Raw genomic sequence first — 26,163 nt, forward strand, 5'->3', positions numbered from 1 at the left:
CGCCGGGTGCGCGACCCCGATCCGTCCGGGTCGCGCTTGGCACCTGCCCGGTCACAGAGCGCGAAGCCCGACGAGTATCGCCTCAAGCAGATCCTCGGTCGGCAGCTCCGACAGCATCGGCGGTTGGTGCGTCTCGATCAACCCGGCCGCGAGTAGGTCGCCGAGCAGCACCCGGACGGTCCCCACCGGAAGGTCCAACTCGGCACCGACCTCAGCCACCGACACTGGATGGTGACACAGCTCGACGATCCGCGCCTGTTCAGGGAAGAGCGGTGTGCGGGGCGTGACACCCCGCCGGGCGACCACCAGTGAGATCAGGTCGAACTGGCCGCGTGTGGGCGCGGTGCGCCCACCGGTCATGGTGTAGGGACGGGCGACCGGCCCCGCGTCGTCGTCGTACCACGCCTCGTCAGGGGTGCCGCTGGTGAGCACCAGTGTCCCCGATCGTCACCGACGAGGCCGGTCCCAGAGTGATCGGCAGGTGCTGCTCGGCCTGCCCCACGAAGAGCGCCACCTCGTACGCCATGTCGCCGACCTCGACGTCGTCACCGGCGATCCGCACGGTGAGGATGGTCCCGTTCGGGATGGTGGCGATGAACAGGAACGCCCGCGACATCTGCACCACGATCTGGCGCAGCCGACCCGCCTCGCAGACCCGGGTGGCGGCCAGCCCCAACGCGATCAGGCCGGCGACCACGCCGGAGATCTGCTCGGCAAGCTTCGCCTCCACCCGTCGGGAGCCGCCGAGCGGCAACCCGTCCGGCGAGAGGACGACGGCGAACTCCGCGCCGTGCACCCGGTCGACCAGGCGGTTCAGGGCGTCGGTCAGGCCGTCCTCGGTGACCACTGCAGACGTCATTGATGTCTCCTTGCTGTTTTCGCGACTGGCAACTCGACCGTGTCGAGGCTGGTCCTGCCGTGTCCCGGGCCGATCGGCCCGGTGTGGCGGACCCGCGTCGGCAGCGCGCCGTCGCCGCTCGGGTCAGGTAGGTCGGCGCCGGTGCGGGCCGGTGGGTGCGGGGTGTCAGGTGCTGCGGCGGCCGGTGCCCGGCCGGCGTCGGTGACCGTGACCAGCCGGGCCGGCAGAAGCACGATCGCGGCCGTTCCGCCGCGCTGGCTGCGACGCAGCGACACGTGCGCGCCGCAGCGGCCGGCCAGGACGGCGACGGCGTACCACCCCGACGCTCCGGTGGGCGGGCCGTCCGGTGGCGGGTTGCCGAGCAGGTGGTTCGCTTCGGCCAGCGCGGAGGCGTCCAGGCCGGGTCCGTCGTCGAGGACCAGGACGGCGCACCCCTGCGGCCGGTGCTCGCCGCTGACCCGGACGGTGGTGTCCGCCGCGGAGCAGGCCAGCGCGTTCTCGATCAGCTCCGCCAGCAGGTGGATGACGTCCGTGACGGCGGGGCCGGCCAGCGACCAGGGCCAGTGCGGCGCGATCAGGACCCGGTGATAGTCCGGTACCTCGGCGACCGCTCCCCGTGCGACGTCGAGCAGGGGCACCGGGCGTCGCCAGCGGCGGGCGGGTGTCGCGCCGGCCAGGGTGATCAGTTTCTCCACGTTGCGGCGGATCCGGGTGGTGAGGTGGTCGAGCTGGAACAGCTCGTTGGTCTCCTCGGCGGACCGTTCCCGACGTTGCATCCCGTCCAGCAGGCTGAGCTGCTCGCGCAGCAGAACCTGGTTGCGCCGGGTCAGCCCCAGGAACAGCTCCCGCTCGGCGCCGTCGGTCGGCGCCGGGGCGTCCCGTACCGGAGCCAGGGGCTCGGCGTACGGCCTGGTCAGCTCGTCGGTGAGGCGTCGTACGGTGCCGGCCCAGCTGAACAGGAGCACGAGCACGACGATGAGGCCGAGCCCCACCACCGCCCCGGTACGCGCGACGAGCACCGCGGCGCCCGGCGTGGCCCGCTCGACGCTGCTGCGGGCGGTGCTGGTCACCAGCGTCTGTAGCGCGCCGAGGGCGGCGTCCGCCGCGGCCCGCCAGCCTTCGACGGTGAGACCGGACAGGGCGTTCGCGGTGTCCGCCTGGACCAGCAGCCGGTCCTCCAGCGCGAGCAGGGCGGCGAACTCGGGGCCGTCCGCGAGTCGCTGGTGCTCGTCCGGGAGCCCGGCCGCCGCCTCGGCGTGCGCGTACCGCTGGTTGATGACCAGCGCGGTCAGCCGACGCCGCTCGTCGACGTCGAGCCGTGCACCGGTCAGCGCCGCGCTGACCAGGGTGTCCTCCCGGGCCAACAACTCTCGGGCGCGGGCCAGCGCGATCACGGCGCGGGTGTCGGCGGCCAGGCCGCTCTCGTACGCGCCCCACTCCGGGCCGTACACCCGGAAGGCGACGTCGATCACCTCGTCGTACCCGGCGACCGCCGCGGCCTGGTCGAGCCGCCCGGTGTCCACCCGGGATCGAGTGGTGCCCAGCCCGTCGAGCCGCCGGACCAGCTCGGCGGCCCGGTCGCGGACGCTGCCGGCGCTGAGCAGCCGCAGGTCGCGGCCCTCGGTGAACGCGCGGATCTCGGTGGCGGCCCGGTCAGTGCCCGCGCGCGCCCCGAGCAGCGCCGGTGTCGGCTGCCCCGCCCCGGCGATCGTCTCGGCGGTGATCCGGCGTTCGGTCTGTAGACCCAGGATCAGGCGGTCGATGGGCTGACCCAGCGTGTCCGCCAGTGCCCGTACGCGCAGCAGGTCGACGGCGTCCTGGCTGGACACGTAGGCCGCGTACGACCAGAGCGTGATCAGCACGGCGGCCAGCACGGCCAGCCTGGTCCGGATCAGCCGAACGTCGGTACGCGTCATCGGCTCGCCCGCTGCGGCCAGGGTTGCCCGGCCGTGTCGCTGGCCCGGTCGGCGACGAGGGTGCGCAGCAGCGCCAGCAGCTCGGTGCGGTTGGCGCAGTTCAGCCGGTTGCGCATCCGCGCCACGTGGTGTTCGACGGTCTTGGCCGAGATGAAGAGCCGGTCGCCGATCTCCCGGTAGGTCAACCCGGCCAGGACCAGCTCGGCGACCTCGTACTCGCGGTCGCTGAGCCCCTGTTGGGTGGGGCCGGTGGCCCGTGCCGTGCTGGCGCCGGCTGTCGGGGTCTGCCCGTCGTGGCCGCCGGGCGGGCGCCCCTGCAACGCGCGGGCGCACTCGAGCAGGGTGGTCATCGCCCGGCGGTCCGCGGTGCGGATGGCGGCCTGCCCGGCGAGGCGGGCGCCGTCCCAGCACAACCCGGTGTCGTGCAGCCCCCGGGCGGCGGCCTCGACCCGGACCGGGTCGACGACCCCGCGGAGCACCTCCACCCAGCTCTCCGCGGCGGCGGCGACCACGGCCGCGTACCGGCTGTGGCCCGCGGCGGCGATCAGCGCCGCGACGTGTTCGTCGGCGACCGTCGGCTCGCCGGTCAGGATGGCGGCGTGCAGGCCACTCCAGTGCAGCGGGACGCTCCACAGTGGCGGGTTGCCGAGGCGGTCCAGCAGTGCACGCGCCTGGTGCAGGTACGGCTCCAGCCGGGCCAGGTCACCCAGTCGCGCGCCCGCGATGGCCAGCTCACCCAGTGGCAGCAGGGTGAACAGGTCGACCGGGTGCCGCACCACCGCCTCCAGCGCCTGCCCCCAGCCACGCTTGAGCGCCCCGAGGTCGCTGTTGCGCCGGCCGATGCCCATCCGGATCGCGGCGGCGAAGAGCAGGTCGCGCGACTCCAGCTGACGCCCGTCGAGCGTCACCGTGGCGAGGCGCTCGGTGGCAGCGTGGATCTCGCCACGGACCATCAGGATCCACGCCTGCAACAGTCGGTGACGGCGAGCCATCAGCGGGCCGCCGACACCGGCGCCCAGCGCTCGGTGCAGCACCCGCTCGGCGATCTCCAGCTCACCGCAGTGGACCGCGGTCAACGCGGCGAGGGCCGCCGGGCTGTCCGGCAGCAGCGCCGCTCGTCCGTCCGGCTCCAGCAGCGCCGCGGCCTGCACCAACGCGGAGAGCGCGGCGGTCGGCGGGCCGGTCACGCTCTCGCGTACCCCGTTGGCCATCAGTCGGGCGGCGCTGGCGTGCAGGGTCGGTGGTTCGCCCGCCGGGTCACCCGCCGGTGACTCGCCGGTGGCGCCCGGGTCGCCGGTGGCGAGCCCGCCGACGATGGCGAACGCCGCCGCCGACGCGGTGCCCGACCAGCGGAACAGCTCGACGCTGCGCCCGACGTGACCACGGTGGGCCAGGGCGGTGGCGGCGACCACGGCCGCCTCGGCGCGTTCCGGGGGAGCGGCCGTGGCCAGCAGTCGGTCCGCCAGCCGCAGGGCGTCGTCGAGGTCACCGGCGAGGGCGGCGGCCAGCGCCTGCTGGGCGTTGGGTGGCCGTCCGGCCGCGGTGGCCGCCGCGAACAACTCGGCGGCGAACGCCGGCTCGTCGGCGAGCGCCTCGTTCGCGGCGGCGGCCAGGGTCGAGGCCGGGCAGTCCCCGAGCGCGCCGACCGCGAGCAGGGAGCGGACCAGCGGCAGCACCGCGCCACCCCGGGCCAGTTGCAACTCGGTGAGCTGGCGCCAGATCGCCGTCCGGTCGGTGGTCGGGCTGAGTGTCGCGACGGCCCGCCGAACGATCGGCGCGAGCCGGCCGTCGGCGCCGAGCAGCCCGGCGGCCCTGGTGGTGGCGATCAGCTCGTCCACCCCGGCCGGGTCCCGACCGAGCAGGGCGCCGAGCATGCTCACCGGCAGTGCCCCGCCGGCCGCGACGGCGAGCAGCAGTCGTCGTACCGGGGTGGGCTGCACGTCCAGGTCCGGGCCGAATTCGAGGACGACGGACCGGGGTGGTTCGACCGTCGTGCCGGCGCGGGTCTCCGCGCCGGCCAGGCCGCGGGCCAGCCGTTCGACGTCGCGGGGGACGCCGGCGGTCTGTGTGTGGACGAAGTCGACCAGGTCGGCGGGGCGGGCCAGCTCGGGCATGGCGGCGAGGTAGGCGGCGGTCTGCTCCCGGGTGAACGGCGTGAGCAGCACGGCCTGCCCGTCGCGCCGCAGGGCGTCGACCAGTTCGCTGAGCGCCGCCGACCGTGGCCACGGGCGGTGCGCGACCACCAACCGGTGTCGACGGGCGGTGACCAGGCGCAGCAGCGCCTCGACCCGCGCGTCGTCGAGCAGGTGCGCGTCGTCCACGAGCACCACCGTGTCGGGGTCGACGGCGTCGCCCGGTTCCGGGGCGGTCGTGCGGACCGTGTTTCCGGCCCGCTGGTGCACCCGTTCCAGCTCCGCGAGCAGCGCGGTCTTGCCGTGCCCGCCCGGCCCGGTGACGCCGATGGCGAGGGGGCCGGTCGGATGCTGCGTGACCGTGTCCAGCAGGGACTGCAACCCCTTGTCCAGGGTCAACCCTGGTGCGGCGAGGTCATTCATGATCATTGGGGTCATCCTTCGCGTCCCCGGCTGCGCGCCAACGCCAGACGGGACGGTTTCGGCAGTTCCAGTGGGAGGACCCGGACCGGGGGCCGCGGTGGCGGATCCCCCGGAACGGTGGTGTGGTGCGGAGGCCGGCGCGGTGCCGGCAGGGTGGCCCGCCCGGCACCGCTGACCGGGGCCGGAACGCGGGCCGGCGCGGGCTGGCGCGGGCGTGGGGACACCACCTGGCAGGCGGCCATCGCCGCCCCGGTGGCGGCGGTCAACTGGGCGTCCGGCTCCACCTCGACCGGCACCGGGAGGGCCGCGCTGATCAGCTCGGTCACGAGCGGAACGCGGGTGGAGCCGCCGGCCAGCAGCACGCCGTCGAGCTGCGCCGGCGTCAGGTCGGCGCTCCGTACGGCCCGCAGCAGGAGATCGACGGTGGCCTGCACGGTCGGGCGGATCATGGCCTCGAACTGCGCCCGGGTCACCGGTATGCGGGCCGGGCCGCTCGGCAGGGGCAGCACCACGTCGGCCGTGAGGTCGACGGTCAGCACCCGCTTGACCCGGTCGCACTCCGCGCGCAGTCCGCGCAGCGCGGCCTGGGTGCCGCGGCGTGCGCTCGCGGCCAACTCCCGGGCCAGCAGGGTACGAGAATGCTCGGCCAGCGCCTCGTCGAAGTCGGCGCCGCCGATCGAGTCGAGGCCCTGCGGGGTGCCGAACGTCTCGTACGTGCCGCGCGGGGTGCGCCGCACCAGCGCCGCCTCGAAGCTGTTGCCCCCCAGCGCGTAGACCACGGCCGTGCTGCCCGCGAACCCGCGAGCGGCGTGACTCTCGGCCACCGTGACCGTGCGGGGCAGCAACGTCACGTGCCGCAGGCCGAGGTCCGACAACGCCCGGTGCAGCACGTCGCGCCGGTAGGGGCGCCATCCCGCCGGGTGGCTGAGCACGATCGCCTGCGCCGCTTCGCCCTCCAGGGCGTGCACCCGCTCGACCACCCACGCGGCCAGTTCGGCGGTCAGCGTCTGCGGCGCGCACGGTTCGCCGCCGAGCAGCACGGGCACGTCGTCGCCGATCCGGTGGACGAAGTCCCGGGTGGTGCGGCTGCCGTCGTCGGTGGCCGGCTCCCCGACGCGCAGCGAGCCGTCCTCGGCCAGGCACAGCACCGAGGGCATGAGGGGTGAGCCGCTGCTCAGCGGGACGGCCTCGGGACGTGTCCAGGTCATGCCGTGTCGTCGTGCGACGGCGGCGGCCGTGTTGGTGCTTCCGATGTCTATCCCCAGGACGTACGGCATCGTCTCTGTCTCCCCCCGTGAGTAGGCCGATCGGTGGCGATGGCGTCGGCTTGCCCGACGACCCACCCCCGGCCAACCCCGCGGGCTCCTACGTTCGTACCAGAGATCAGTCCCTGGTCGGGACCCTAATCTCGTCGGGACGGTTTCCCCCTGTCCCCCTAACGTACGAGGTGGCGGAGCCCCTAGTTCAACCGGCCCGGATGCGGGCTGAACCCCGATGCCCGCAGCGCGCCCCCGGCAATAGCGTCACTCTCGACGTACGACACCGGCAGATGCCACATCCGAGGAGAACCGGCACATGGACTCGCACCAGACGCTCCACGACTTCGTGCTCGACCTACTGACGAACCCGGACGCGCGGTCGGCCTTCGACCTCGACCCCGAGGGCGCGCTGCGGGGCGCGGGGCTCACCGACATCACCGCCGCCGACGTGCAGGACGTCGTACCGCTGGTCGTCGACTACGCGCCGGGGGCGGGCATCGCGCCGCTGGGCTCGCCGGTCGAGCAGCTCGGGCTGGACCCGCTGCTCACCGACACCACTGACGTGGTGGGTCAGTTGCAGAGCGTGGCACAGCAGATCAGCATCACCAGCTCGCCCAGTGGCGTGGACGTCAAGGCCGGTGTGCTGGGCGCCATCGCGGTCGACCCGTCGACCGCCGCGGCCGGCGTCACCGTGCTGCCGGGCATCGGTCTGGGCGTCGGGCCGTACGGCCTCGACACCGACCTGGCCGGTGTCTCCGACGTGGCGCACACCCTCGACGCCGACGTCGTGCAGCCGGTCGACGCGATCGCGGACCCGGTGCTCGGTGACGTCACCGGCGCCGTCGGCGACCCGGGCGGTCTGCTCGGCGGCGTCACCGACCCGAATCTGATCGGCGGCGACCTGACCGGCGGTGTCCTCTCCGGCACCCACGGCCAGATCGGCGGGGTCGTCAGCTCCCTGGGTGTCGACGACACCCTCAGCGGGCTGGGCCTCGGGCATGGCGACGGTGTCGTCGGCGGCGTGGTCCCGCCGCTGGACGTGCCGTCGACGGTGGGTGGCGTGACGCACCAGGTGGACAGCCTCCTCCCCGGTGTCACCGACACGGTCGGCGACGTGACCGGCGGGGCCACCGATGGTGTGCTCGGCGGCGACTCGCACGCCTCGTCCGATCACGGGCTGCTGGGTCTCACCGGCGGCCTGCTCTGACCCGGATTTCCGGTCGGAGCGGAGGGCCGGATCGTCTCGGGCGATCCGGCCCTTCCCGGTTCCACATCCGGTCCCTCTTGATAATTGAGCCGAAATCCGCACACTTGGTGCGGTGATGGCCGGGATCTGGTTGGACGTGCTGGACGAGATCGCCCGCACGTGCGCTACGCACAATCGCGGCGACCTGCTCCAGACGGTGCGGCAGAAGCGCGCGCAACTGCTGGACCCGACGCTGCGTGTCCTGGTCATCGGTGAACCGAACCAGGGCAAGAGTCAACTGATCAATGCGATCATCAACGCTCCGGCCTGCCCGGTCGGCGACGGCCGTACGACGGTCCTGCCGACCGTGGTGCGGCACGCCGAGGCCCCCGCCGCGGCGGTGGCTCAGGCCCCGCCACCGCCCCCGGGTCGCCCCACCGGCGCCGCCGAGGTGACCGTCGAGCGGACCCCGGTGGCGCTCAACCAGGTCGCGGCGAGCGTGGCCGGACTGGTCGGCCGTCGGCCCGGCGGCGGCCCGGCGTACGTCGAGATCGGACTGCCCCGCGCCCTGCTCGGCGCCGGGCTGGTGCTGGTGGACACTCCCGGCGCCGACGACGTCGCCGGTATCGGCGCCGCCACCTCGGTCGCCGCGCCCGCCCGCGCGGACACCGTGCTGCTGGTCTCCGACTCCACCCGGGAGTTGTCGGTCGCCGAGCTGAACATGCTGCTGCACCTGATGCGTTCGCACCCGAACGTGGTGGTGGTGCAGAGCAAGACCGATCTGGTGGCGGACTGGCGTACGGTCGCCGAGCGCAACCGGCAACATCTGGCCGAGGCCGGCGTACCGGCGACGCTGATTCCGGTCTCGGCGACGTTGCGTCTGCGCGCCGCGGCGGGCGACGACCGTGGCCTCAACGCCGAGTCCGGCTTCCCCGCGCTGATCGCCCGCCTGCAACGCGACCTGGCCGGCAAGGCGGACCACCTGGCCCGAGCCGCGGTGCAGACGGTGGCCCGGACGGTGGTCGAGCAGTTGGCCGCACCGCTGCGCGCCGAGTTGGCGACCCAGGAGGCGGAGGAGCAGTCCGGGCCGATCTCCCGGCTGCACGCGGCGCAGCGCGAGGTCGACGAGTTGCGCCGGTGCTCCACCCGATGGCAGAACACGCTCAACGACGAGATCGCCGACCTGCTCTCCGACATCGAGTACGACCTCCGTGACCGGACCCGCCAGATCCTGCGCACGGTGGACGAGGCGTTCGACACCGCCGATCCGTTGGTCGCCTGGGACACCTTCCAGGACTGGCTGGAGCGCAGCCTGGTGGAGGCGGCGGAGGCGAACCACGAGTGGCTGATCCAACGCTGCGACTGGATCGCCCGCAGGGTGGCCGCGAACTTCGACAGGTACGGCTACGACGTGCTGCCGCCCTGGTCGATGACGATGCCGGACGACATCGGTGAGCGACTGCCGGAGCTGCAACTGCCGACGATCGACCGGTTCACCACCGGCCAGAAGCTTTTCACCGGCATGAAGGGCTCGTACGGCGGGATGCTGATGTTCGGTCTGGCGACCACCCTGGCCGGAATGCCGATGATCAACCCGGTCTCGGTCGGCATCGGGGCGCTCTTCGGCGGCAAGAGCATCCGCGACGAGAGCAAGCAGTTGCTCCGTCGCCGCCAGGCGACCGTCAAGACGGCCATCCAGCGACATGTCGACGACTTCTTCGTCCGGATCATCCGCGACTGCCGCGACGCCGCCCGGCAGGTGCAGCGAATGCTGCGGGACCACTTCACCGGGCTCACCGAGGAGCTTCAGGAGGCCATCGTGCAGTCGTTCCGCAGCGCGAAGCAGGAGGCGGACACCGATGCCTCCCTGCGCGAGCAGCGGCAGCGCGAGATCCGGCTGAAGATGACCCGGTTGGCCGCGGTGTACGAGCAGGCGCAGCAGTTGACCGGCGCCCGCTCGGCCCCGCTGCTGCTGGAGCCGCAGGCATGACGGTGGGGGTGCGCCTGGACGAGGCGGCCTGGGGGTTGCTGCACCAGGCCATCGAGCTGTACCAGGACAATCCTCGGGCCGTCGCGGAGTTGCGGCATCAGGTGGCCCGGTTGGAGCAGCCGTTGCGGATCGCCATCGTCGGGCCGTGGCGATCGGGCAAGTCGACGATGCTCAACGCGTTGATGGGCGAGGAGGTCGCGCCGGTCGAGCGGGCGGACGGGGCCTTCACCTGGTACGAGGACGGGGCGACGCCCCGCGCCACCGCCTATCCGGCCGGTCAGCCTCCGCAGGAGTTGACGGTGGTGAAGTCGGCGACCGGGCTGCGGGTGGATCTGGGCTGGGGTGCGGGGGATGTGCGCGACATCGTGGTGCAGTGGCCGACGCGGGCGCTGCGGCAGATCACGCTGATCGACACCCCGGCGGTCGGCGGCAGCGTCGAGCAGGGCCGGACGCCGGTGTTGGAGCGGGTTCTGCGGGATTCGGACGCGGTGTTGTACCTGACCCGCGACGGTCGCGACAGCGACCTGCGGGTGTTGGAGTCCGGCCGGGACACTGCCGTCGGCCAGTCCGCACCGGTCAACGTGATCATGGTCTTGTCCCGGGCCGACGAGACCGGCGGAGGTCGGATCGACGGCCTGCTCACCGCCCGCCAGCTCGCGCGACGGCACTACCGCGACCCGAGGGTGAACGCGCTCAGCGTGAACGTCGTGGCGTGCAGCGGGATGATCGGCCTGGCGGGCCGGATGCTCGGTGAGTCGGACTTCGTCGCTCTCGCGACCCTGGCCCAGGCGCCCCGGGCGGAGTTGGACGCCCACCTCATCTCGGCCGACCGCTTCCTCCGTGGCGAGCTGCCGGTACGGCTGGAGACCGAGGTGCGTGCGGCGCTGTTGGATCGGTTCGGGCTCTTCGGCGTCCGGTTGGCGGCCACGTTGGTGCGCAGTGGGTTCGACAGTCGGGTGAAGCTCTCCGCCGAGCTCATTCGGCGCAGCGGTCTCACCGAGCTGCGCGAGTCGGTGACGCGCTGTTTCATCGATCGTCGCGACGCGCTCAAGGCCCGGTCCGCGCTGGCCGCGGTCGAGGCGTTGCTGCGGGCCGAGCCCACCCGGGGGTCCGCCGAGCTGGTCGGCGCGGTGGAGCAGATCCTCGCCGGTGCGCACGAGTTCCGGGAGTTGCGCCTGCTGGTGGCGCTGCGCAACACCAGGCTGGGGTTCGACGCGGAGTTGGCCGCCGAGGCGCAGCGGTTGGTCGGCGGCAACGGGGTGGGCCTCGCGGCCCGGCTCGGTGTCGAGCACGAGGCCGACGTGCGGCGGCTCTGGGAGGTCGCCGCCGACGCGCAGTGGCGGTGGCGGGACCGCGCGGAGGATCCGTTGCTCCCGCTGGCGCAGCGGCGCGGTGCGCAGGTCGTGGTCCGCAGTTGCGAGGGGATGATCGCCGAGCTGGTCGCGGGCGGTCGCTGAACGGGGACGGCCGTGACGGCCGCCCCCATCCGTGCCGGCGCCGGGTTCAGCGCGGCTGGTACGTCTGACAGTCGGCGATGTCCTGACCCGGGCCCACCCGGATCGACGGTGCGTGGCACTCCAGCTCGGCGTTGTGCTGGCAGTCGGCGCGCTTGCAGGCCCCGACCTGGGCGATGACCCGGTCCAGCCCGCCCTTCGCCGAGGTGTCGATGAACGTGGCGCAGTTGGCGTTCTGCTGCCCGATGGTGATGGCGAACGCGTGGCAGCCATCGTGGTTGTAGCCGCAGTCGGTGACCGTGCACTCGTGCACCCGCGGCATCTGCAACATGTCGGTCATGGCGATCTCGCTTCCGTCGGTGGTGCCCGACCATCTTCATACCCGGCTATGACAGGGCAACTCCCCATCAGCCGCCCTTTCGGGATAATTTGGATAGGGAAGCCTTGCCTAATCGGTGGGCCGACGCGCGGTCGCGGCCGTCGCGCACCGGTCCCCGGCCGGGTTCGTGGCCGGAAAACCGTTATTCGATCTTGTTTGGCACGGTCGCCTCTGACCTGCGGAGATAGCGCTCTCATGGATCGTGGGAGAGCGCTTGACGCGCCCGTTACCGGGACGCAACGATGCATTCACATGTCCCGCCCCCCCCACCAGGCGTGATCGGCGCACGCCGTCCCGTGTTGCGAAAGGACCCACCGTGCGCAGATCCCTGAGATCGTGGCTCGGCGTCGCGCTGAGCGCGATCCTCGTGGCGAGCGGCATCGTCGCCGCGCCACCCACGGCCAGTGCCGCACCGTTCACCGTGCTGGTCTTCAGCAAGACCGCCGGGTTCCGGCACGGATCCATCACCCCGGGCATCGCGGCCATCCAGCAGCTCGGCGCCGCCAACGGCTTCACCGTCGAGGCCACCGAGGACTCCGGCCAGTTCACCGACGCCAACCTGGACCGGTTCGCCGCGGTGATCTGGCTGTCCACCACCGGCGACGTTCTCAACGCCGCACAGCAGGCCGCGTTCGAGCGCTACATCACCGGCGGCGGCGGGTACGTGGGCGTGCACTCCGCCTCCGACACCGAATACGACTGGCCCTGGTACGGCGGGCTGGTCGGGGCGTACTTCGCGTCGCACCCGGCCGAGCAGAACGTCACCGTGAAGGTCGCCGACCAGGTGCACCCGTCCACCGCGACGCTGCCGCAGCGGTGGAGCCGGTTCGACGAGTTGTACAACTACCGCACCAACCCCCGGGGCAACGCGCACGTGCTGGCCACCCTGGACGAGACCACGTACACCGGCGGCAGCATGGGCGCCGACCACCCGATCTCCTGGTGTCAGAACTACTCCGGCGGCCGAGCCTGGTACACCGGCCTGGGGCACACCGACGCGTCGTACAGCGAGGCGAACTTCCGTCAGCACCTGCTCGGCGGCATCCAGACCGCGGCCGGCGCGATCGACGCCGACTGTGGTCCCACCGTCACCAGCAGCTTCCAGCAGGTGGAACTGGCCAAGGGCGCGGCCGAGACCGGTGAGCCGATGAGCCTCACCGTCCTACCGGACCGGGGTGTGCTGCACACCTCCCGCAACGGCGTGATCCGGCACACCGACGCCGCCGGCAACACCAAGATCGCCGGCACCCTGCCGGTCTACACCGGTGACGAGGAGGGCCTGCAGGGCATCAAGGCCGACCCGAACTTCGCCACCAACCGCTGGGTGTACGCCTACTACGCGCCCCCGCTCAGCACACCCGGCGGTGGTGCGCCGGCCACCGGCACCCCGGCCGACTTCGCCGTCTGGGACGGCGTCAACCGGCTGGCCCGATTCACCGTGAACGCGGACAACACCATCAACCTGGCCAGCGAGACGCTGATCCTGAACGTGCCGACCAGCCGGGGCATGTGCTGCCACGTCGGCGGTGACATGGACTTCGACGCGGCCGGCAACCTCTACCTGTCCACCGGCGACGACACCAACCCGTTCGACTCGGCCGGCTTCACCCCGATCGACGAGCGGGCCGGGCGTAACCCCGCCTTCGACGCCCAACGCACCTCGGCCAACAGCAACGACCTGCGCGGCAAGGTCCTCCGGATCAAGCCGAGCGCGGCCGGCGGCTACACCATCCCGGCCGGCAACATGTTCGCTCCGGGCACCGCGCGGACCCGCCCGGAGGTCTACGCGATGGGCTTCCGCAACCCGTTCCGGATGAGCGTGGACAAGGCCACCGGAATCGTCTACCTCGGCGACTACGGCCCCGACGCCGGCACCGCCGACCCGAACCGGGGTCCGGCGGGCAACGTCGAGTTCGCCCGGATCGACCGGCCCGGCTTCTACGGCTGGCCGTACTGCACCGCCCGCAACGACGCGTACAACGACTACACCTTCCCGTCCGGGCCGTCCGGGGCGAAGTTCAACTGCGCCGGCGGGCCGGTGAACAACTCGCCCAACAACACCGGCATCACCCAGCTGCCGCCGGCCGTCCCGGCCTGGCTGCCGTACGGCGGTTCCGGCTCGCCGCCGGAGTTCACCGGTGGCGGCCTCTCGCCGATGGGTGGCCCGGTCTACCGGTACGACCGGAACAACACCTCACCCGTGGCGTTCCCCGAGTACTACGACGGGACCTACTTCGCCGGTGAGTTCGGTCGCCGCTGGATCAAGAACATCAAGCTCGACGCGTCCGGCCAACCACTGAAGATCAACCCGTTCCCGTGGACCGGCACCCAGGTCATGGACATGGAGTTCGGCCCGGACGGCGCGCTCTACGTGCTCGACTACGGCACCGGTTGGTTCAACGGCGACGCCAACTCCGCGCTCTACCGCATCGAGTACGCCCGCGAGGGCAGAGCACCCGTCGCCAAGGTCTCCGCCACCCCGACCAGCGGCACCGCGCCGCTGACCGTGGCCTTCTCCTCGGCCGGCACCCTCGACCCGGACGGCGACCCGTTCACCTACGCCTGGGACTTCGACAACAACGGCACCACCGACTCGACAGCGGCGAACCCGAGCTTCACGTACACCACCAACGGGACCCGCAGCCCCACCCTGACGGTCCGGGACACCACCGGTAAGACGGCCACCGCGAGCGTGGTCGTCACCGTCGGCAACAGTGCCCCGGTGGTCACCGTGAACACCCCGTTGAACGGGCAGACCTTCAACTTCGGCGACGCGGTGCCGTTCTCCGTCACCGTCACCGACGCCCAGGACGGCGCGATCAACTGCGCCCGCGTCAAGGTGAACTACGTCCTCGGCCACGACTCGCACGGCCACCAGCTCGGCAGCGTGCAGGGCTGCACCGGGGTCATCCAGACCTCGGCCGACGGCGAGCACGACACGGCGGCGAACATCTTCGGCATCATCGACGCCGAGTACACCGACCTGGGCGGTGGCGGCCAGCCGGCGCTGACCACGCACACCCAGGCCGTCCTGCAACCCCGGGTACGCCAGGCCGAGCACTTCGGTGACTCGTCCGGCATCCAGATCGTCGCCGGGGCGGCCGGGCACGGCGGAGCCGCGGTCGGCTACGTCGACAACAACGACTGGATCTCGTTCCGCCCCTACAACCTGACCGGCGTCCAGTCGTTCAGCGCACGGGTCGGCGCGCCGGCCGGCGGTGGCGGCACCTTGGAGTTGCGGGTCGACTCGCCGAGCGGGCCGCTCGTCGGTTCGGCCACCGTGGTACCCACCGGCGGGTACGCGAACTTCGCCACGGTCACCGGTGGGGTCACCGCCCCGACCGGCACCCGGACGCTGTTCCTGGTCTTCAAGGGGACCGGGCCGTACTTCGACATCGACGAGTTCACCCTCTCCACCAGCCCCGGCGGACCCGGGCCGGATCCGGACCCGGATCCCGAGCCGGGCACCAACCTGGCCCGGGGCAAGCCGGCGCGGGCGTCCAGTTCCGAGGGCGCGTACGTCGCGGCCAACGCGTTCGACGGCGCGGCCGGCACCCGGTGGGGCAGCGCCTTCGGCGATCCGCAGTGGATCGACGTCGACCTCGGCGCCTCGTACGCCATCAACCGGGTCAAGCTGACCTGGGAGGCGGCGTACGGCAGCGGCTACCAGATCCAGAGTTCAGCGGACGGGGTCAACTTCACCACCATCCGTACGGTGACCGGCGGCGACGGTGGCGTGGACGACCTGACCGGGCTCAGCGGTTCCGGTCGGTACGTCCGGCTGCTCGGCACCGCCCGGGGGACCGCCTGGGGCTACTCGCTCTTCGAGTTCGAGGTGTACGGCGGCACCGGCACCCCGACCGGCGGCAACCTGTTGCTGAACAAGCCGACGACGACGTCCAGCAACGAGGGGGCCGACGTCACCGGCGCCCAGGCGGTCGACGGCAGCCTCACCACCCGCTGGTCGAGCACGTTCTCCGACCCGCAGTGGATCAGGGTCGACCTCGGCAGCGCCACCGCCATCGGTCGGGTCAAGCTGAGCTGGGAGGCGGCGTACAGCAGCGCGTACCAGATCCAGACCTCGAACGACGGCACCACCTGGACCACCGTGAAGACGGTGACCGGCGCGGACGGCGGTGTGGACGAACACACCGGGCTCGGCGCCAACGGCCGCTACCTGCGGATCAACGGCACCGCCCGGGGCACCGGATACGGCCACTCGCTCTGGGAGGTGGAGGCGTACAGCAGCTGAACCACCACCTGAGTCCGCCCCCACCGTCGATCGGGCGGTGGGGGCGGACTCGTCTCGATCATGTGATGCCCATTAGCTCCGGTGGCCCCCCAGAACCCGCTCATCCGGCGCCTGGCGGCTGTCCATCGTCGGCGCGGAACACCGCTCGGCTCACGTAGTGCCGGGACTGCCGGTCGAAGCGCCCGAGCAGGTCACGGGCAGCAGGCGGAACCACGGAGGCGGACGGATCGCCGCCGGTGAAGGCCGACACCGCGGCAAGGTCCGTGAATGTCATGGCGGTGAGAAATTCGCCGCCCTCGGCGGGATCCAGCTCCTGCGGAGAACGACGCAGAACCCGAAGTTCCCGAAGCCCGGCCACGCCCCGGGCGAGGATCGCGGGTGCGATGTCCTGCGTCAACAGCCGGTCGTAGGCGTCAGCGAGAGCGGGCTCGGTCCACCCGCTCCACAGTCGGAGAATCATGACAGCATGCTGTCAGTCTGTTAATGGGCTGTCAATGTGCGCTAGCATGCCGGCGATGACCGAACGAGAGCAGGACCGGGTCGACGCGTATCGGCTGCTGATGGCAGACGTGTACGAACTGGCCGGCGAGTCTCGGCGCTCGAGCGAGGAACTGGCCCGAGAAGCTGGACAAACTGCCGCCCGATGGCACGTGATGAGCGTGCTCTCCGACGGCGCCCGCACCGTCGCGAGCGCAGCGCGCAGACTCGGCCTCGCTCGACAGAGCGTGCAGCGAGTGGTCGACGACCTGGCCCGTGCCGGGATGGTGGAGTTGCACGACAACCCCGATCACCGCCGCGCGCCACTGGTGACACTCACGACAGCAGGGCTGGCCACGCTCACCGGCCTCCTGAAACGCTCGGACGCCGACCGCCGGGACGCCGTCGAGCGAGCAGGTCTCAGCCTCAGCGATCTCGAAGATGCGCGGGCGACGCTCCGGAGATTGGTGGACGCCCTGCGGAGCCGTTGAATCGCCGCTCGCCTGCTCCGAGTACGTCAGTCGTCGGCGACGGCCACCGGCTCGGAGCCGATGCAGCGCACCTTCAACTCGTACTCCCGGGCCGACCCCTGGAAGGTGACCTCGACGTCGTCGTCCGGGCCCCGGTCCACGTCCCGGACCCGGTAGCCCTGCGCGGGGGCCCAGGAGACGAGGCGTACGCCGCCGGGGCCGCACTCGGCGACGGCCGTGCCGCCGTTGGTGGCGAACCCTCGGCGGGCCCCGGCGCTGCCGCTCGGTGCCGGGCTCGTCGTGCCCGCTGCGGCGGTGCCTGTCACCCCGGGCGCGGCCGAGGCGCTGCCCGTGGCGCCGGGGGTGGGCACCGGCTCGGGGGAGGCGAGCGCCCGTTCGATCTCGGCCTCGCCGCGCACCCCGCCCGGTGTGCCGGTGATGCTCTCGCCCACCAGCCGGATGGCGCCCAGACCGATCAGGGTGGCGACGGCGGCGGTGGCCACCCACCCGGTGGCGATGAGGATCGAACGACGGCCCATCGTCTGACTATCCCCGATCCACCGTTGTCGCCGGCACATCCGCACGCTAAGGCACGGTTAAGGTCCGCCTCGCGGCCAGCGGTAGCGGTTAGCCTGCCAGCTGTGGCCCGCCTGCTGCTCGTCGAGGACGACCTGACCATCCGTACCCCGCTGATCCGGGCCCTGCGGGAACGCGGCCACGCGGTGGCCGCGGCCTCGACCGCGATGGCCGGGCTCCGCGACGCCCTGGAGGATCGGCCCGACCTCGTCGTGCTCGACCTGGGCCTGCCCGACCTGGACGGCCGCGAGTTGCTGCGGATGCTGCGCGCCGTCAGTTCGGTGCCGGTCATCGTGGCCACCGCGCGCGACGACGAGACCGAGATCGTCCGGGTGCTCGACGCGGGCGCCGACGACTACGTGGTCAAGCCGTTCACCGCGGCGCAGCTCGACGCCCGCGTCCGGGCGGTGCTGCGGCGGGGCCCCGCCGACGCCGACGGGCAGGACCCGGCGCTCGTCGTCGGTGGGCTCCGGGTCGATCCCCGGGCCCGGCAGGTCACCCTGGACGGCGTGGCGGTCGAGCTGACGCCCCGCGAGTTCGATCTGCTGCACCACCTCGCCGGCCGCCCCGGCCAGGTGGTCACCAAACGCGAGCTGCTCACCCAGGTCTGGCAGATCCCGTACGGCGGCGCCGACAAGACCGTCGACGTGCACCTGTCCTGGTTGCGTCGCAAGTTGGGGGAGAACGCCCAGCAGCCTCGCTACCTGCACACCGTGCGTGGTGTCGGGGTGCGTCTCGAAGCCCCGGCGGCGCAACCGTGAGGGCGCGGCTCGCGCTGCTGGTCGCGGCGGTCAGCGTCCTCACCCTGATCGCGTTCCTGGTGCCGTTGGCGCTGCTGGTCCGCACCGTCGCCGAGGACCGGGCCACCGTCCGGGCCACCGCCGACGCGCAGAGCCTGGTGCCGGTGGTCGGCACCGCCGACGCGGCGACCATCCGGCTCACCGTCGAGCAACTCGCCGCGGAGTCCGGACGACCGGTGAGCGTCTTCCTGCCGGACGGCACGGTGCTCGGTGCCCAGACACCGCGTACACCCGCGGTGGCCCTCGCCGCGCGCGGCCAGAGCCTCACCGGGGAGTCGGCGGCCGGCCGGGAGGTGGTGATCGCCGTGCAGGGCCGGGCGGACGGCACCGGGGTGATCCGGATCGCGGTGCCGCAGCACGAGCTGACCGCCGGGGTCACCCGGGCCTGGCTGGTGCTGGCGCTGCTCGGCGTGATCCTCGTGCTGATCGGGCTGCTGGTCGCCGACCGGCTGGCGCGCACCCTGGTCCGGCCGATCAGCGACCTCTCGGCGGTCTCGCACCGGCTGGCCAACGCCGAGTTGGACGCCCGGGTCACCCCCGCCGGCCCGCCCGAGCTGCGTGAGGTGGCCGGCGCGCTCAACCACCTCGCCGCCCGGATCCAGGTGCTCCTGGTGCAGGAACGCGAGCAGGTCGCCGACCTGTCGCACCAACTGCGTACGCCGCTGACGGCCCTGCGGTTGGAGGCGGAGTCGTTGCGTGATCCGGACGACGCCGCCCGGATCACCGCCGCCGCCGACGGGCTGGAACGCGCGGTCACCGGGCTGATCCGGCAGGCCCGGTGGCGGCACGCCCCGGCGCAGCCGGCCGCCTCGGACGCGGCGGCGATCGTCGCCGAGCGGGTCGCCTTCTGGTCGGTGCTGGCCGAGGACACCGGGCGGGCCGTCACCCTCGACCTGGTGCCCGGCCCGCTCCCGGTCGGCGTGGCCGCGGACAACCTGACGGCGGCCGTGGACGCCCTGCTCGGCAACGTTTTCGCGCACACGCCCGACGGCACGCCGTTCGCGGTGCGGCTCGCCCGCGAGGCGGGCGAGGTGGTCCTCACCGTCGCCGACGAGGGCCCGGGAATGCCGGCCGGGGCGATCCGGCGGGGCGCCAGCGCCGCCGGGTCCACCGGCCTCGGTCTGGACATCGCCCGGCGGGCCGCGCAGGCCGCCGGCGGTCGACTGGAGCTGCGGACCGGCCCGGGAGCCGGTGCGCAGGTGCTGCTCCGGCTCGGGCCTCCGGGGTCGCCGCCGGACGCATAGCCGCTGCCGTGCCGGGTAGCTGCCAGTCATGGCGCGGTATACGAAACCCGAGCTCAGAGAGCAGATCAAGGAAGAGATCCAGGCCTCCGACAAGGGCGGCCGACCGGGGCAGTGGTCGGCGCGCAAGTCGCAGCTGGTCACTCAGGAGTACAAGCGGCGCGGTGGGGGATTCCTGGGTCCAAAGGACGAGCGACAGAAGGCGCTCCAGCGCTGGGGCAACGAGAAATGGCAGACGAAGGAGGGCGACACGCGTGCGCGCAAGGACGGCACGACGAGCCGCTATCTGCCCAAGAAGGCCTGGGAGGAGATGTCGGAGAACCAGAAGCGGGCTACCGACACGAAGAAGCGCGAAGCGTCCCGAACCGGCAAGCAGTACGTCGCCAACACCGGGCCGGCGAAACGAGCGCGTCGGGACGCCACCACGGCCGACCGGATGACGGAGATGTCGGTCGCCGAGGCGGCCAAGCTGGTCCGTGGTCTCGACACACGACAGCTCAAAACCGCACTGCGCAACGAGCGCGCCAGCAAGGACCGCAAGACGCTCGTCCAGCGGCTGGAGTCGGAACTCAACCGGCGCGGCTGACCCGGCCCGACCCGGCCGGCGGGTCTTAACCCGGCCTTAGCGTCCCGACAGCGCGGTGCTATCCCGATCCGACCGATCCTCGGAGTCGACAACCGAGGAGAGGTGGACACCACGATGAAGCGCACCAATCTGCTTCTGGCGTCGGTCGGCGGGTCGGCGGTGCTGGCGGTGGCCGGGGTCGCACTCGGCGTCGCCGCCGCGAACGACTCGCGGACCGGCGGCACGGCGCTCGCCGCGGCAACCGCCGCGCCGACGGCCACGGACACGCCGGAGACCAGCGGTTCGCCGTCAGCCAACACCCCGTCGGGTACACCGTCGAGCGGCCCGCCGTCGGCCGGTACGCCATCGACCGGCGGCGCGCCGGCGGGCAGCGCGGTCGACGAGCAGCGCGCCGGCGAGATCGCGCTCGCCCGGGCTGGCGGGGGTCAGATCGTCGAGGTCGAAGCCGAGCAGGAGCACGGCCGGCCGGTGTGGAGCGTCGAGATCGTCGCGGGCGACACCGAGCACGAGGTGGACGTCGACCGGGACAACGGTTCGGTGGTGAAGGCCGAGCAGGAGCCGGTCGACGCCGACGACAACGACGCCGCCGCCGACGACGACGACGACGACAACGACGACAACGACGCCGACGACAACGACGACGCGGACGACAAGGACGACGACGACTGATCGTCGGACTCCGCCGCCCGCCGCGGGATTCGACCCGTGGCGGGCGGCCGTCCGGCTGGTCGCCGTCCCTGGTGCTGGTGCTGGTGCCGTCCGGTCGGTACGGTCCGTGCTGGTTCCGCCCACCCGCTGGTCTAGATGGCGACGCGTTGCTCCTGGACCGTCGGCTGGTCCTGGGCGAACTGGGTGCGGTACAGCTCGTGATAACGGCCGCCGGCGGCGAGAAGCTCACCGTGTCGCCCGCGCTCGACGATGCGTCCGTCCTCCACGACGAGGATCTGGTCGGCCGCCCGGATGGTGGAGAGCCGGTGCGCGATGACCACGCTCGTGCGGCCGGTCAGGGCTTCGGCGAGGGCGTCCTGGACCGCCGCCTCCGAGGTGGAGTCCAGATGCGCGGTGGCCTCGTCGAGGATGACCACGCGCGGACGGGCCAGCAACAGCCGGGCGATGGTGAGCCGTTGCCGTTCGCCGCCGGACAGGCGGTAGCCGCGTTCGCCGACGACGGTGTCGAGCCCGTCGGGCAGCGAGCGGATCAGGTCGTCGAGCCGGGCCCGCCGGAGCACCTCCCACATCTCGTCCTCGGTCGCGTCCGGACGGGCGAACGTCAGGTTGGCGCGGATGCTCTCGTGGAAGAGGTGCCCGTCCTGGGTCACCACACCCAACGCGGTCCGGATCGACTCGGACGACAGGTCACGCACATCGACGTCGCCGAGCTTCACAGCGCCGTCCTCGACGTCGTACAGGCGGGGGACGAGCTGCGCGATCGTCGACTTGCCCGCCCCGGAGGACCCGACGAGGGCGACCATCTGCCCCGCCTCGGCGCGGAACGACACCCCGTGCAGCACCTCCTCGCCGCCGCGCGTATCGAGCTTCGCCACGTCCTCCAGGGACGCGAGCGACACCTTGTCCGCCGACGGATAGCCGAACCGGACATCGTCGAACTCCACCGCGACCGGCCCGTCGGGCAGGGGCCGGGCGTCGGGCCTGTCCAGGATCAGCGGCTTGAGGTCGAGGACCTCGAACACCCGCTCGAAGCTCACCAGCGCGCTCATCACCTCGACCCGGGCACTCGCCAACGATGTCAACGGCGCGTACAGCCGCGACAGGAGCAACGCGAGGGCGACCACCGTCCCGGCGTCGAGGCTGCCACGCAACGCGTAGAGACCGCCGAGCCCGTACACCAGGGCCAGCGCCAGCGAGCCGACAAGGGTGAGCGCGGTGATGAAGACCCACTGCAACATGGCCGCGCGGACGCCGATGTCCCGTACCCGCCGGGCGCGCACCGCGAACTCGGCGGACTCCTCGGCCGGCCGCCCGTACAGCTTGACCAGTGTGGCGCCGGGTGCGGAGAAGCGCTCTGTCATCCGGGTGCTCATGGCCGCGTTGTGCTCGGCCGCCTCACGCTGCAACCGGGCCAGCCGCGAGCCCATCCGGCGAGCCGGGAAAACGAAGATGGGCAGCAGCACGAGCGCCAGCAGCGTGATCTGCCAGGAGAAGGTCAGCATCACGGCCAACGTCAGGGCCAGCGTGACGGCGTTGCCGACCACGCTGGACAGGGTGTCGCTGAAGGCTCGTTGCGCGCCGATCACGTCGTTGTTCAGTCGACTGACCAGCGCGCCCGTGCGCGTCCGGGTGAAGAACGCCACCGGCATCCGTTGAACGTGGTCGAAGACAGCCGTCCGCAGTTGGACGATCAGCCCCTCACCGATGCTCGCGGAGAGAAAACGCGTCACCAGACCCAGCCCGGCCTCGGCGAGGGCGATCACGGCGATCAGCGCTGCCAACCGGATCACGACGTCGCCGTCGGCGCCGTCGACGATCGCGTCGACCACCCGGCCGGCGAGAACGGGCGCGGCCACCGTGAGAACCGCCGTCACCACACTCAACAGCAGGAACCTGATGATCAAAGTACGGTGTGGCCGCGCGAATCGTGCGATGCGCTTCAACGTGGCGCGCGACAGCGGCCGCTCGTCCTGCGCGTTCATGGCGTGGTGCAGAGACATCCACGCGGTGACTTCCATACTCATTCCGTACCTCCGATGTCGGAGGTTAGGACCTCACCCGAGCTTGAGGTCAAGTCACCGCGCCGAATGGCCCAACTCCGCGCGAATCGGCGGGGTCGGCGGCAAACGGAGAACCCGTGCCGGCGACCCCGCCGTCGACGAACTGTGCGGCTCGTGGACCACTCCGTTGGTCCGTCGTGCCGCCTGCCGATTACCCGATGCGGAACTGCTCCCCGTAGACGGCGAAGGCCAACGGGGTGTTCAGGTTGAAGTTGCCGTTGTTGAGGAACACCCGCTGGGCCGTGTCGACGCGGGAGGTGTCCGAGTGGGCCTCCTCCTTCTTCATCTCGATGACCCGCTCGTCGAGGAAGGCGTTGAGCCAGGTCCGCTCGTCGCCGCCCTGGGCCGGCGGCTTGGCCCGAGCGAGGGCGCGGCTGCGGATCTGGCGCATGCCCTCGTACCCGTGCATGACCGCCGCGTCGTAGTAGGCGAACTGGCCGAGCGCCCGGACCTGGTCGTTCTTACCGTCGCGTACCGACGGGTTGAAGTAGACCCGGTCGCGTTCGGCCTCCTGCGCGGCCCGGAACACCGAGTCGTTGGCCGCGGTGCGCCAGTCGCGGGTGAAGTTCGGGTCGAGGCCCGCGTGCGAGGCGGTGCCGTTGACGGCGCGCAGCGCCGGCAGGTAGCCGGCCAGCACGTTGCCGGGCTTGGTGTTCGTGTACGCCTGGACCAGCTCCAGCATGTCGCCGGTGCCGGAGCAGAAGCCGATGATGCCGGCGGTGTAGCCGCGCCCGTCGCCGATGTCCTCGATGTAGGAGAACTGCGCGCGCCAGTCGAGCGAGGAGTTTTCGGCCGCCGAGACGAGCTGCATGGCGACGTCCTTCTTCGCCGGGTCGTCGAGGTTGGTGCCGCTCGGGCTGGTGGGCGGGGGAGTGGTGGGGGTGCCACCGCCGGGCAGGGTCCACTGCTGGTTGCTGGTGCCGCCGCAGGTCCAGATCTGCAACCGGGCACCGTTCGCGGTGCTCCGGTCGGTGACGTCGAGGCACTTGCCGGAGCCGGAGTTGACGAGCGCGCCGTTGCTGGCGGTCCACTTCTGCGCGCCGGTGCTGTTGCAGTCATACAGCTGCACCTTGGCGCCGTTGGCGGTCGACGCGGCGGTGACGTCGAGACACTTGCCGAGTGCCCGGATCGAGTTGTCGGTGTTGCCGACGGTCCACGTCTGGGCCGCGCTGCCGTTGCAGTCGTAGAGCTGGACGGGCGTGCCGTTGGCCGAGCTGGCGCCGGCGACGTCGATGCACTTACCGGCGAGGCCGGTGATCGGGCCGGCGGTCGCGGCGCTGGCCGAGGGCAGGCCGAAACCGACTGCGGCGACGCCGACCAGCAGGGTGCCCACGACGTAGGCGGCTGTTCTCTGGTGAACCATGGTGTTCCTCGGGGAAGGGGCGGCGTGCCGCCGGCCGGTCGGTGCCCCGGCAAGGCGGTTCGGCCCCGGCGGGCACCGCGAGCATCAGGAAACTGTATTAACAGATACCAGTGCGTCGATGGCCCGTCAATCGGCGACCGCGAGGCGTGACAGAGCCTGTTCACGCTGTCGCCGCCCAGGTCGAGTAGGGCGAACCGGGGGGCGCGGACGGCACCCGGTGGGTGCCGTCCGCGTGGTCACTGCTCCCGGTAGGTGGCCAGGTCGAAGTCGGCGTACGTGCCGTCGCCGCCCAGATCCTGCACCCACAGACCGAGGAACGACCCGGTGAAGCCCCACGCCGCCGGCTCACCGTCGATGATCAACGCGGCGTGTTCGTCGGACAGGATGGTCGCGTCCAACTCGACCGGTAGCCCCTGCCAACCGCCGCCGAGGTCGTAGTCGAAGCGCACCACCGGACCGTCGAACACGGCCCGCAGGCCGACCCGGGTGACGCCGCCGACGTCGACGGTCAAATCGGGGTACGCGGTGCGCCGCCCGTTGTCCGAGCTAAGCAGCTCCAGCACCGTCCGCCCGTCGTCGGCCCGGGTGAGGTAGAGATGGTGCCAGTTCAGGGTGTTGTAGTAGGCGGTGATCCCGGCGAGCTGGCGGTGGTCGGTCGGTGCGAACTCCACCACCGTCTCCAGGGAGCAACGCATCGCCCCGACCCGTCGCGCGACCAGGCTGGGGGCCTGTCGACCCACGGGCGACTGCCCGCCGTGAACCCGCAGGTGCGACGGGCGGGTGCGCAGGTCGACCCAGTCCGGGGTTGCCGGCCGACGCAGCGTCGACCAGCACGGGCCCAGCTCGGGGGCGTCGAAGTGGTCGGTCTCCGGTTCCGCCGGCCACGGGTGCGCGGGCAGGTCGGGCGCGACGACCTCGTCCGCGGGCACCCCTCCGGCGATTCGGGGCCAACCACCCGACGGCCACTCGACCCGCTGGATCGCGGTCTCCCGGCCCAGCACGCAACTGCCCAGGGGCGAGTACGGGCGCCCGACCAGGTGGGCCAGGTACCACTCGTCGTCCTGGGTGCGGACCAGGCTGCCGTGACCCGCCTTCTGCAAGCGCAGGTCGGGCCGGTCGACCGAGGTGAGCAGCGGCCCGTCCGGATCCACCTCGTACGGCCCGAACAGCTCACGGGACCGCGCCACGGTGACCTGGTGCTCCCAGCTGGTGCCACCCTCGGCGGTGATCAGCCAGTACCAGCCGTCGTGGCGGTACAGGTGCGGCCCCTCGGTGACGCCGACCGGGGTGCCGGTGAACAGGATGCGGGGGCTGCCGACCAGACGGCGCGCGGCCCGGTCGTACTGCTGGATCTCGATGCCGCCGAAGCGGTCGCGGCCGGGGCGCCAGTCCGCGCTCATGCTCAGCAGCCAGCTGGTGCCGTCGTCGTCGTGGAACAGCGCCGCGTCGAATCCGCGCCCGTGCAGCTTCACCGGGTCGGACCAGGGGCCGGCAATGTCGTCGGCGGTGACCAGGAAGTTCTGGGGATCCCAGTAACCGCTGGCGAAGCTGGCCACGTCGCTGTAGACGAGGTGGAACTGACCGTCCTGGTATGTCAGGTCGGGTGCCCACACCCCGTTGGAGTCGCCGCAGCCGCGCAGGTCGAGCAGGCGCCGGTCGGTGATGATCCCGCCCAGGCTGCGCCAGTTGACGAGATCACGCGAATGGTGCACGAGCACGCCCGGATACCACTCGAAGGTCGAGGTGGCCAGGTAGTAGTCATCGCCGACGCGCAGGATCGACGGGTCCGGGTGGAACCCGGCGAGGACGGGATTGCGGATCGACCGGGTAGCGGTCGCCACGTTAGCGATGTCGGTCGACACGGGGGGCTCCTCTGGACGGGCTGTCTGGAACTTCCGGAAACTTGCGGTCCCGGATCACTGGAAGTCTTGCCTACGCTAGCCGGTCTTTTCGCAATAGGACAGAGGTCTTGACCGTTGCGGAAACAGCTCGTAGCGTGCCGGCCATCGACCGGTAATACCGGCGAAGCATTGAAAGTTCCGGAGATCCATAGGTCCCACCCGCCGGCTCG

The 26,163-nt window shown here is 72.0% G+C and carries 20 protein-coding genes; 9 read left to right on the forward strand and 11 right to left on the reverse strand.

Features of this window, described 5'->3' with window-relative positions; translation table 11 throughout:
- Positions 1-51: 51 nt before the first annotated feature.
- The 5 genes from AB0J33_RS08205 to AB0J33_RS08225 are packed head-to-tail and all read right to left on the reverse strand — an operon-like array spanning position 52 to position 6,538.
- Entirely contained in the window at positions 52-435 is a 384-nt protein-coding gene (locus tag AB0J33_RS08205) for a DUF742 domain-containing protein (RefSeq protein ID WP_363611382.1), read from the reverse strand.
- Positions 410-859 carry a roadblock/LC7 domain-containing protein gene (locus AB0J33_RS08210; protein WP_363611218.1) on the reverse strand — a complete coding sequence of 150 codons (450 nt, stop codon included), beginning with the start codon at positions 857-859 and terminating at the stop codon, positions 410-412. Before AB0J33_RS08210 ends, AB0J33_RS08205 begins: the two co-directional genes overlap by 26 nt.
- The gene (locus tag AB0J33_RS08215) at positions 856-2,775 is read right to left on the reverse strand and encodes a nitrate- and nitrite sensing domain-containing protein (RefSeq protein WP_363611220.1); all 1,920 of its coding nucleotides are present in this window, start codon (positions 2,773-2,775) and stop codon (positions 856-858) included. The genes AB0J33_RS08210 and AB0J33_RS08215 overlap by 4 nt, the downstream gene beginning before the upstream one ends.
- On the reverse strand, positions 2,772-5,336 hold the full coding sequence (locus AB0J33_RS08220; RefSeq protein ID WP_363611221.1) for a LuxR C-terminal-related transcriptional regulator: 2,565 nt from the start codon (positions 5,334-5,336) through the stop codon (positions 2,772-2,774). Before AB0J33_RS08220 ends, AB0J33_RS08215 begins: the two co-directional genes overlap by 4 nt.
- 5 nt (positions 5,337-5,341) lie before the next feature.
- A complete protein-coding gene (locus AB0J33_RS08225; protein WP_363611223.1) occupies positions 5,342-6,538 on the reverse strand; it encodes an Hsp70 family protein in 1,197 nt (398 codons plus the stop codon).
- Between the two features lie 367 nt (positions 6,539-6,905).
- Between AB0J33_RS08225 and AB0J33_RS08230 the strand changes: the two genes are divergently transcribed.
- The 3 genes from AB0J33_RS08230 (at position 6,906) to AB0J33_RS08240 (ending at position 11,222) form a co-directional block, all read left to right on the forward strand.
- The gene (locus AB0J33_RS08230; protein WP_363611225.1) at positions 6,906-7,796 is read left to right on the forward strand and encodes an IniB N-terminal domain-containing protein; all 891 of its coding nucleotides are present in this window, start codon (positions 6,906-6,908) and stop codon (positions 7,794-7,796) included.
- A gap of 115 nt (positions 7,797-7,911) precedes the next feature.
- Positions 7,912-9,765 (forward strand): dynamin family protein, encoded by a 1,854-nt coding sequence (locus tag AB0J33_RS08235; protein WP_363611384.1) that lies wholly within the window; start codon positions 7,912-7,914, stop codon positions 9,763-9,765.
- Positions 9,762-11,222, forward strand: a complete 1,461-nt coding sequence (locus AB0J33_RS08240) for a hypothetical protein (RefSeq protein ID WP_363611227.1) — start codon at positions 9,762-9,764, stop codon at positions 11,220-11,222. The genes AB0J33_RS08235 and AB0J33_RS08240 overlap by 4 nt, the downstream gene beginning before the upstream one ends.
- Positions 11,223-11,268: 46 nt before the next feature.
- Here AB0J33_RS08240 and AB0J33_RS08245 read toward each other — a convergent pair whose 3' ends face one another.
- Positions 11,269-11,559 (reverse strand): DUF1540 domain-containing protein, encoded by a 291-nt coding sequence (locus AB0J33_RS08245; protein ID WP_363611229.1) that lies wholly within the window; start codon positions 11,557-11,559, stop codon positions 11,269-11,271.
- Positions 11,560-11,914: 355 nt separating this feature from the next.
- Between AB0J33_RS08245 and AB0J33_RS08250 the strand changes: the two genes are divergently transcribed.
- Positions 11,915-15,850, forward strand: a complete 3,936-nt coding sequence (locus tag AB0J33_RS08250; RefSeq protein ID WP_363611231.1) for a ThuA domain-containing protein — start codon at positions 11,915-11,917, stop codon at positions 15,848-15,850.
- 100 nt (positions 15,851-15,950) lie between these two features.
- Here the strand turns inward: AB0J33_RS08250 and AB0J33_RS08255 are convergent, their stop codons facing one another.
- On the reverse strand, positions 15,951-16,247 hold the full coding sequence (locus tag AB0J33_RS08255) for a hypothetical protein (protein ID WP_363611233.1): 297 nt from the start codon (positions 16,245-16,247) through the stop codon (positions 15,951-15,953).
- A gap of 118 nt (positions 16,248-16,365) precedes the next feature.
- Between AB0J33_RS08255 and AB0J33_RS08260 the strand changes: the two genes are divergently transcribed.
- Positions 16,366-16,818, forward strand: a complete 453-nt coding sequence (locus tag AB0J33_RS08260) for a MarR family winged helix-turn-helix transcriptional regulator (RefSeq protein WP_363611235.1) — start codon at positions 16,366-16,368, stop codon at positions 16,816-16,818.
- A 26-nt stretch (positions 16,819-16,844) separates the two neighbouring features.
- On the opposite strand, the gene AB0J33_RS08265 is transcribed toward AB0J33_RS08260, so the two are convergent.
- On the reverse strand, positions 16,845-17,336 hold the full coding sequence (locus AB0J33_RS08265) for a septum formation initiator (RefSeq protein ID WP_363611237.1): 492 nt from the start codon (positions 17,334-17,336) through the stop codon (positions 16,845-16,847).
- 102 nt (positions 17,337-17,438) lie between these two features.
- On the opposite strand from AB0J33_RS08265, the gene AB0J33_RS08270 reads away from it, so the two are divergent.
- From AB0J33_RS08270 to AB0J33_RS08285, 4 genes are all read left to right on the forward strand, one after another.
- A complete protein-coding gene (locus tag AB0J33_RS08270; protein ID WP_363611239.1) occupies positions 17,439-18,134 on the forward strand; it encodes a response regulator transcription factor in 696 nt (231 codons plus the stop codon).
- Positions 18,131-19,417 carry a HAMP domain-containing sensor histidine kinase gene (locus tag AB0J33_RS08275; RefSeq protein ID WP_363611241.1) on the forward strand — a complete coding sequence of 429 codons (1,287 nt, stop codon included), beginning with the start codon at positions 18,131-18,133 and terminating at the stop codon, positions 19,415-19,417. Before AB0J33_RS08270 ends, AB0J33_RS08275 begins: the two co-directional genes overlap by 4 nt.
- Before the next feature lie 28 nt (positions 19,418-19,445).
- Entirely contained in the window at positions 19,446-20,000 is a 555-nt protein-coding gene (locus tag AB0J33_RS08280) for a DUF5872 domain-containing protein (protein WP_363611243.1), read from the forward strand.
- 102 nt (positions 20,001-20,102) lie between these two features.
- Positions 20,103-20,669, forward strand: coding sequence for a PepSY domain-containing protein (locus AB0J33_RS08285; RefSeq protein ID WP_363611245.1), 567 nt, complete (start codon positions 20,103-20,105; stop codon positions 20,667-20,669).
- Between the two features lie 131 nt (positions 20,670-20,800).
- On the opposite strand, the gene AB0J33_RS08290 is transcribed toward AB0J33_RS08285, so the two are convergent.
- From AB0J33_RS08290 to AB0J33_RS08300, 3 genes are all read right to left on the reverse strand, one after another.
- Positions 20,801-22,693: an ABC transporter ATP-binding protein gene (locus tag AB0J33_RS08290; RefSeq protein ID WP_363611247.1), complete on the reverse strand. Its 1,893-nt coding sequence runs from the start codon at positions 22,691-22,693 to the stop codon at positions 20,801-20,803.
- A gap of 187 nt (positions 22,694-22,880) precedes the next feature.
- Complete coding sequence (locus AB0J33_RS08295; protein ID WP_363611249.1) at positions 22,881-24,092, reverse strand: chitosanase; 1,212 nt, start codon at positions 24,090-24,092, stop codon at positions 22,881-22,883.
- A gap of 236 nt (positions 24,093-24,328) precedes the next feature.
- The gene (locus AB0J33_RS08300; protein ID WP_363611251.1) at positions 24,329-25,954 is read right to left on the reverse strand and encodes a glycoside hydrolase family 43 protein; all 1,626 of its coding nucleotides are present in this window, start codon (positions 25,952-25,954) and stop codon (positions 24,329-24,331) included.
- Positions 25,955-26,163: the final 209 nt, after the last annotated feature.

This window comes from Micromonospora sp. NPDC049645 (assembly GCF_040675155.1).
Lineage (GTDB): Bacteria > Actinomycetota > Actinomycetes > Mycobacteriales > Micromonosporaceae > Micromonospora.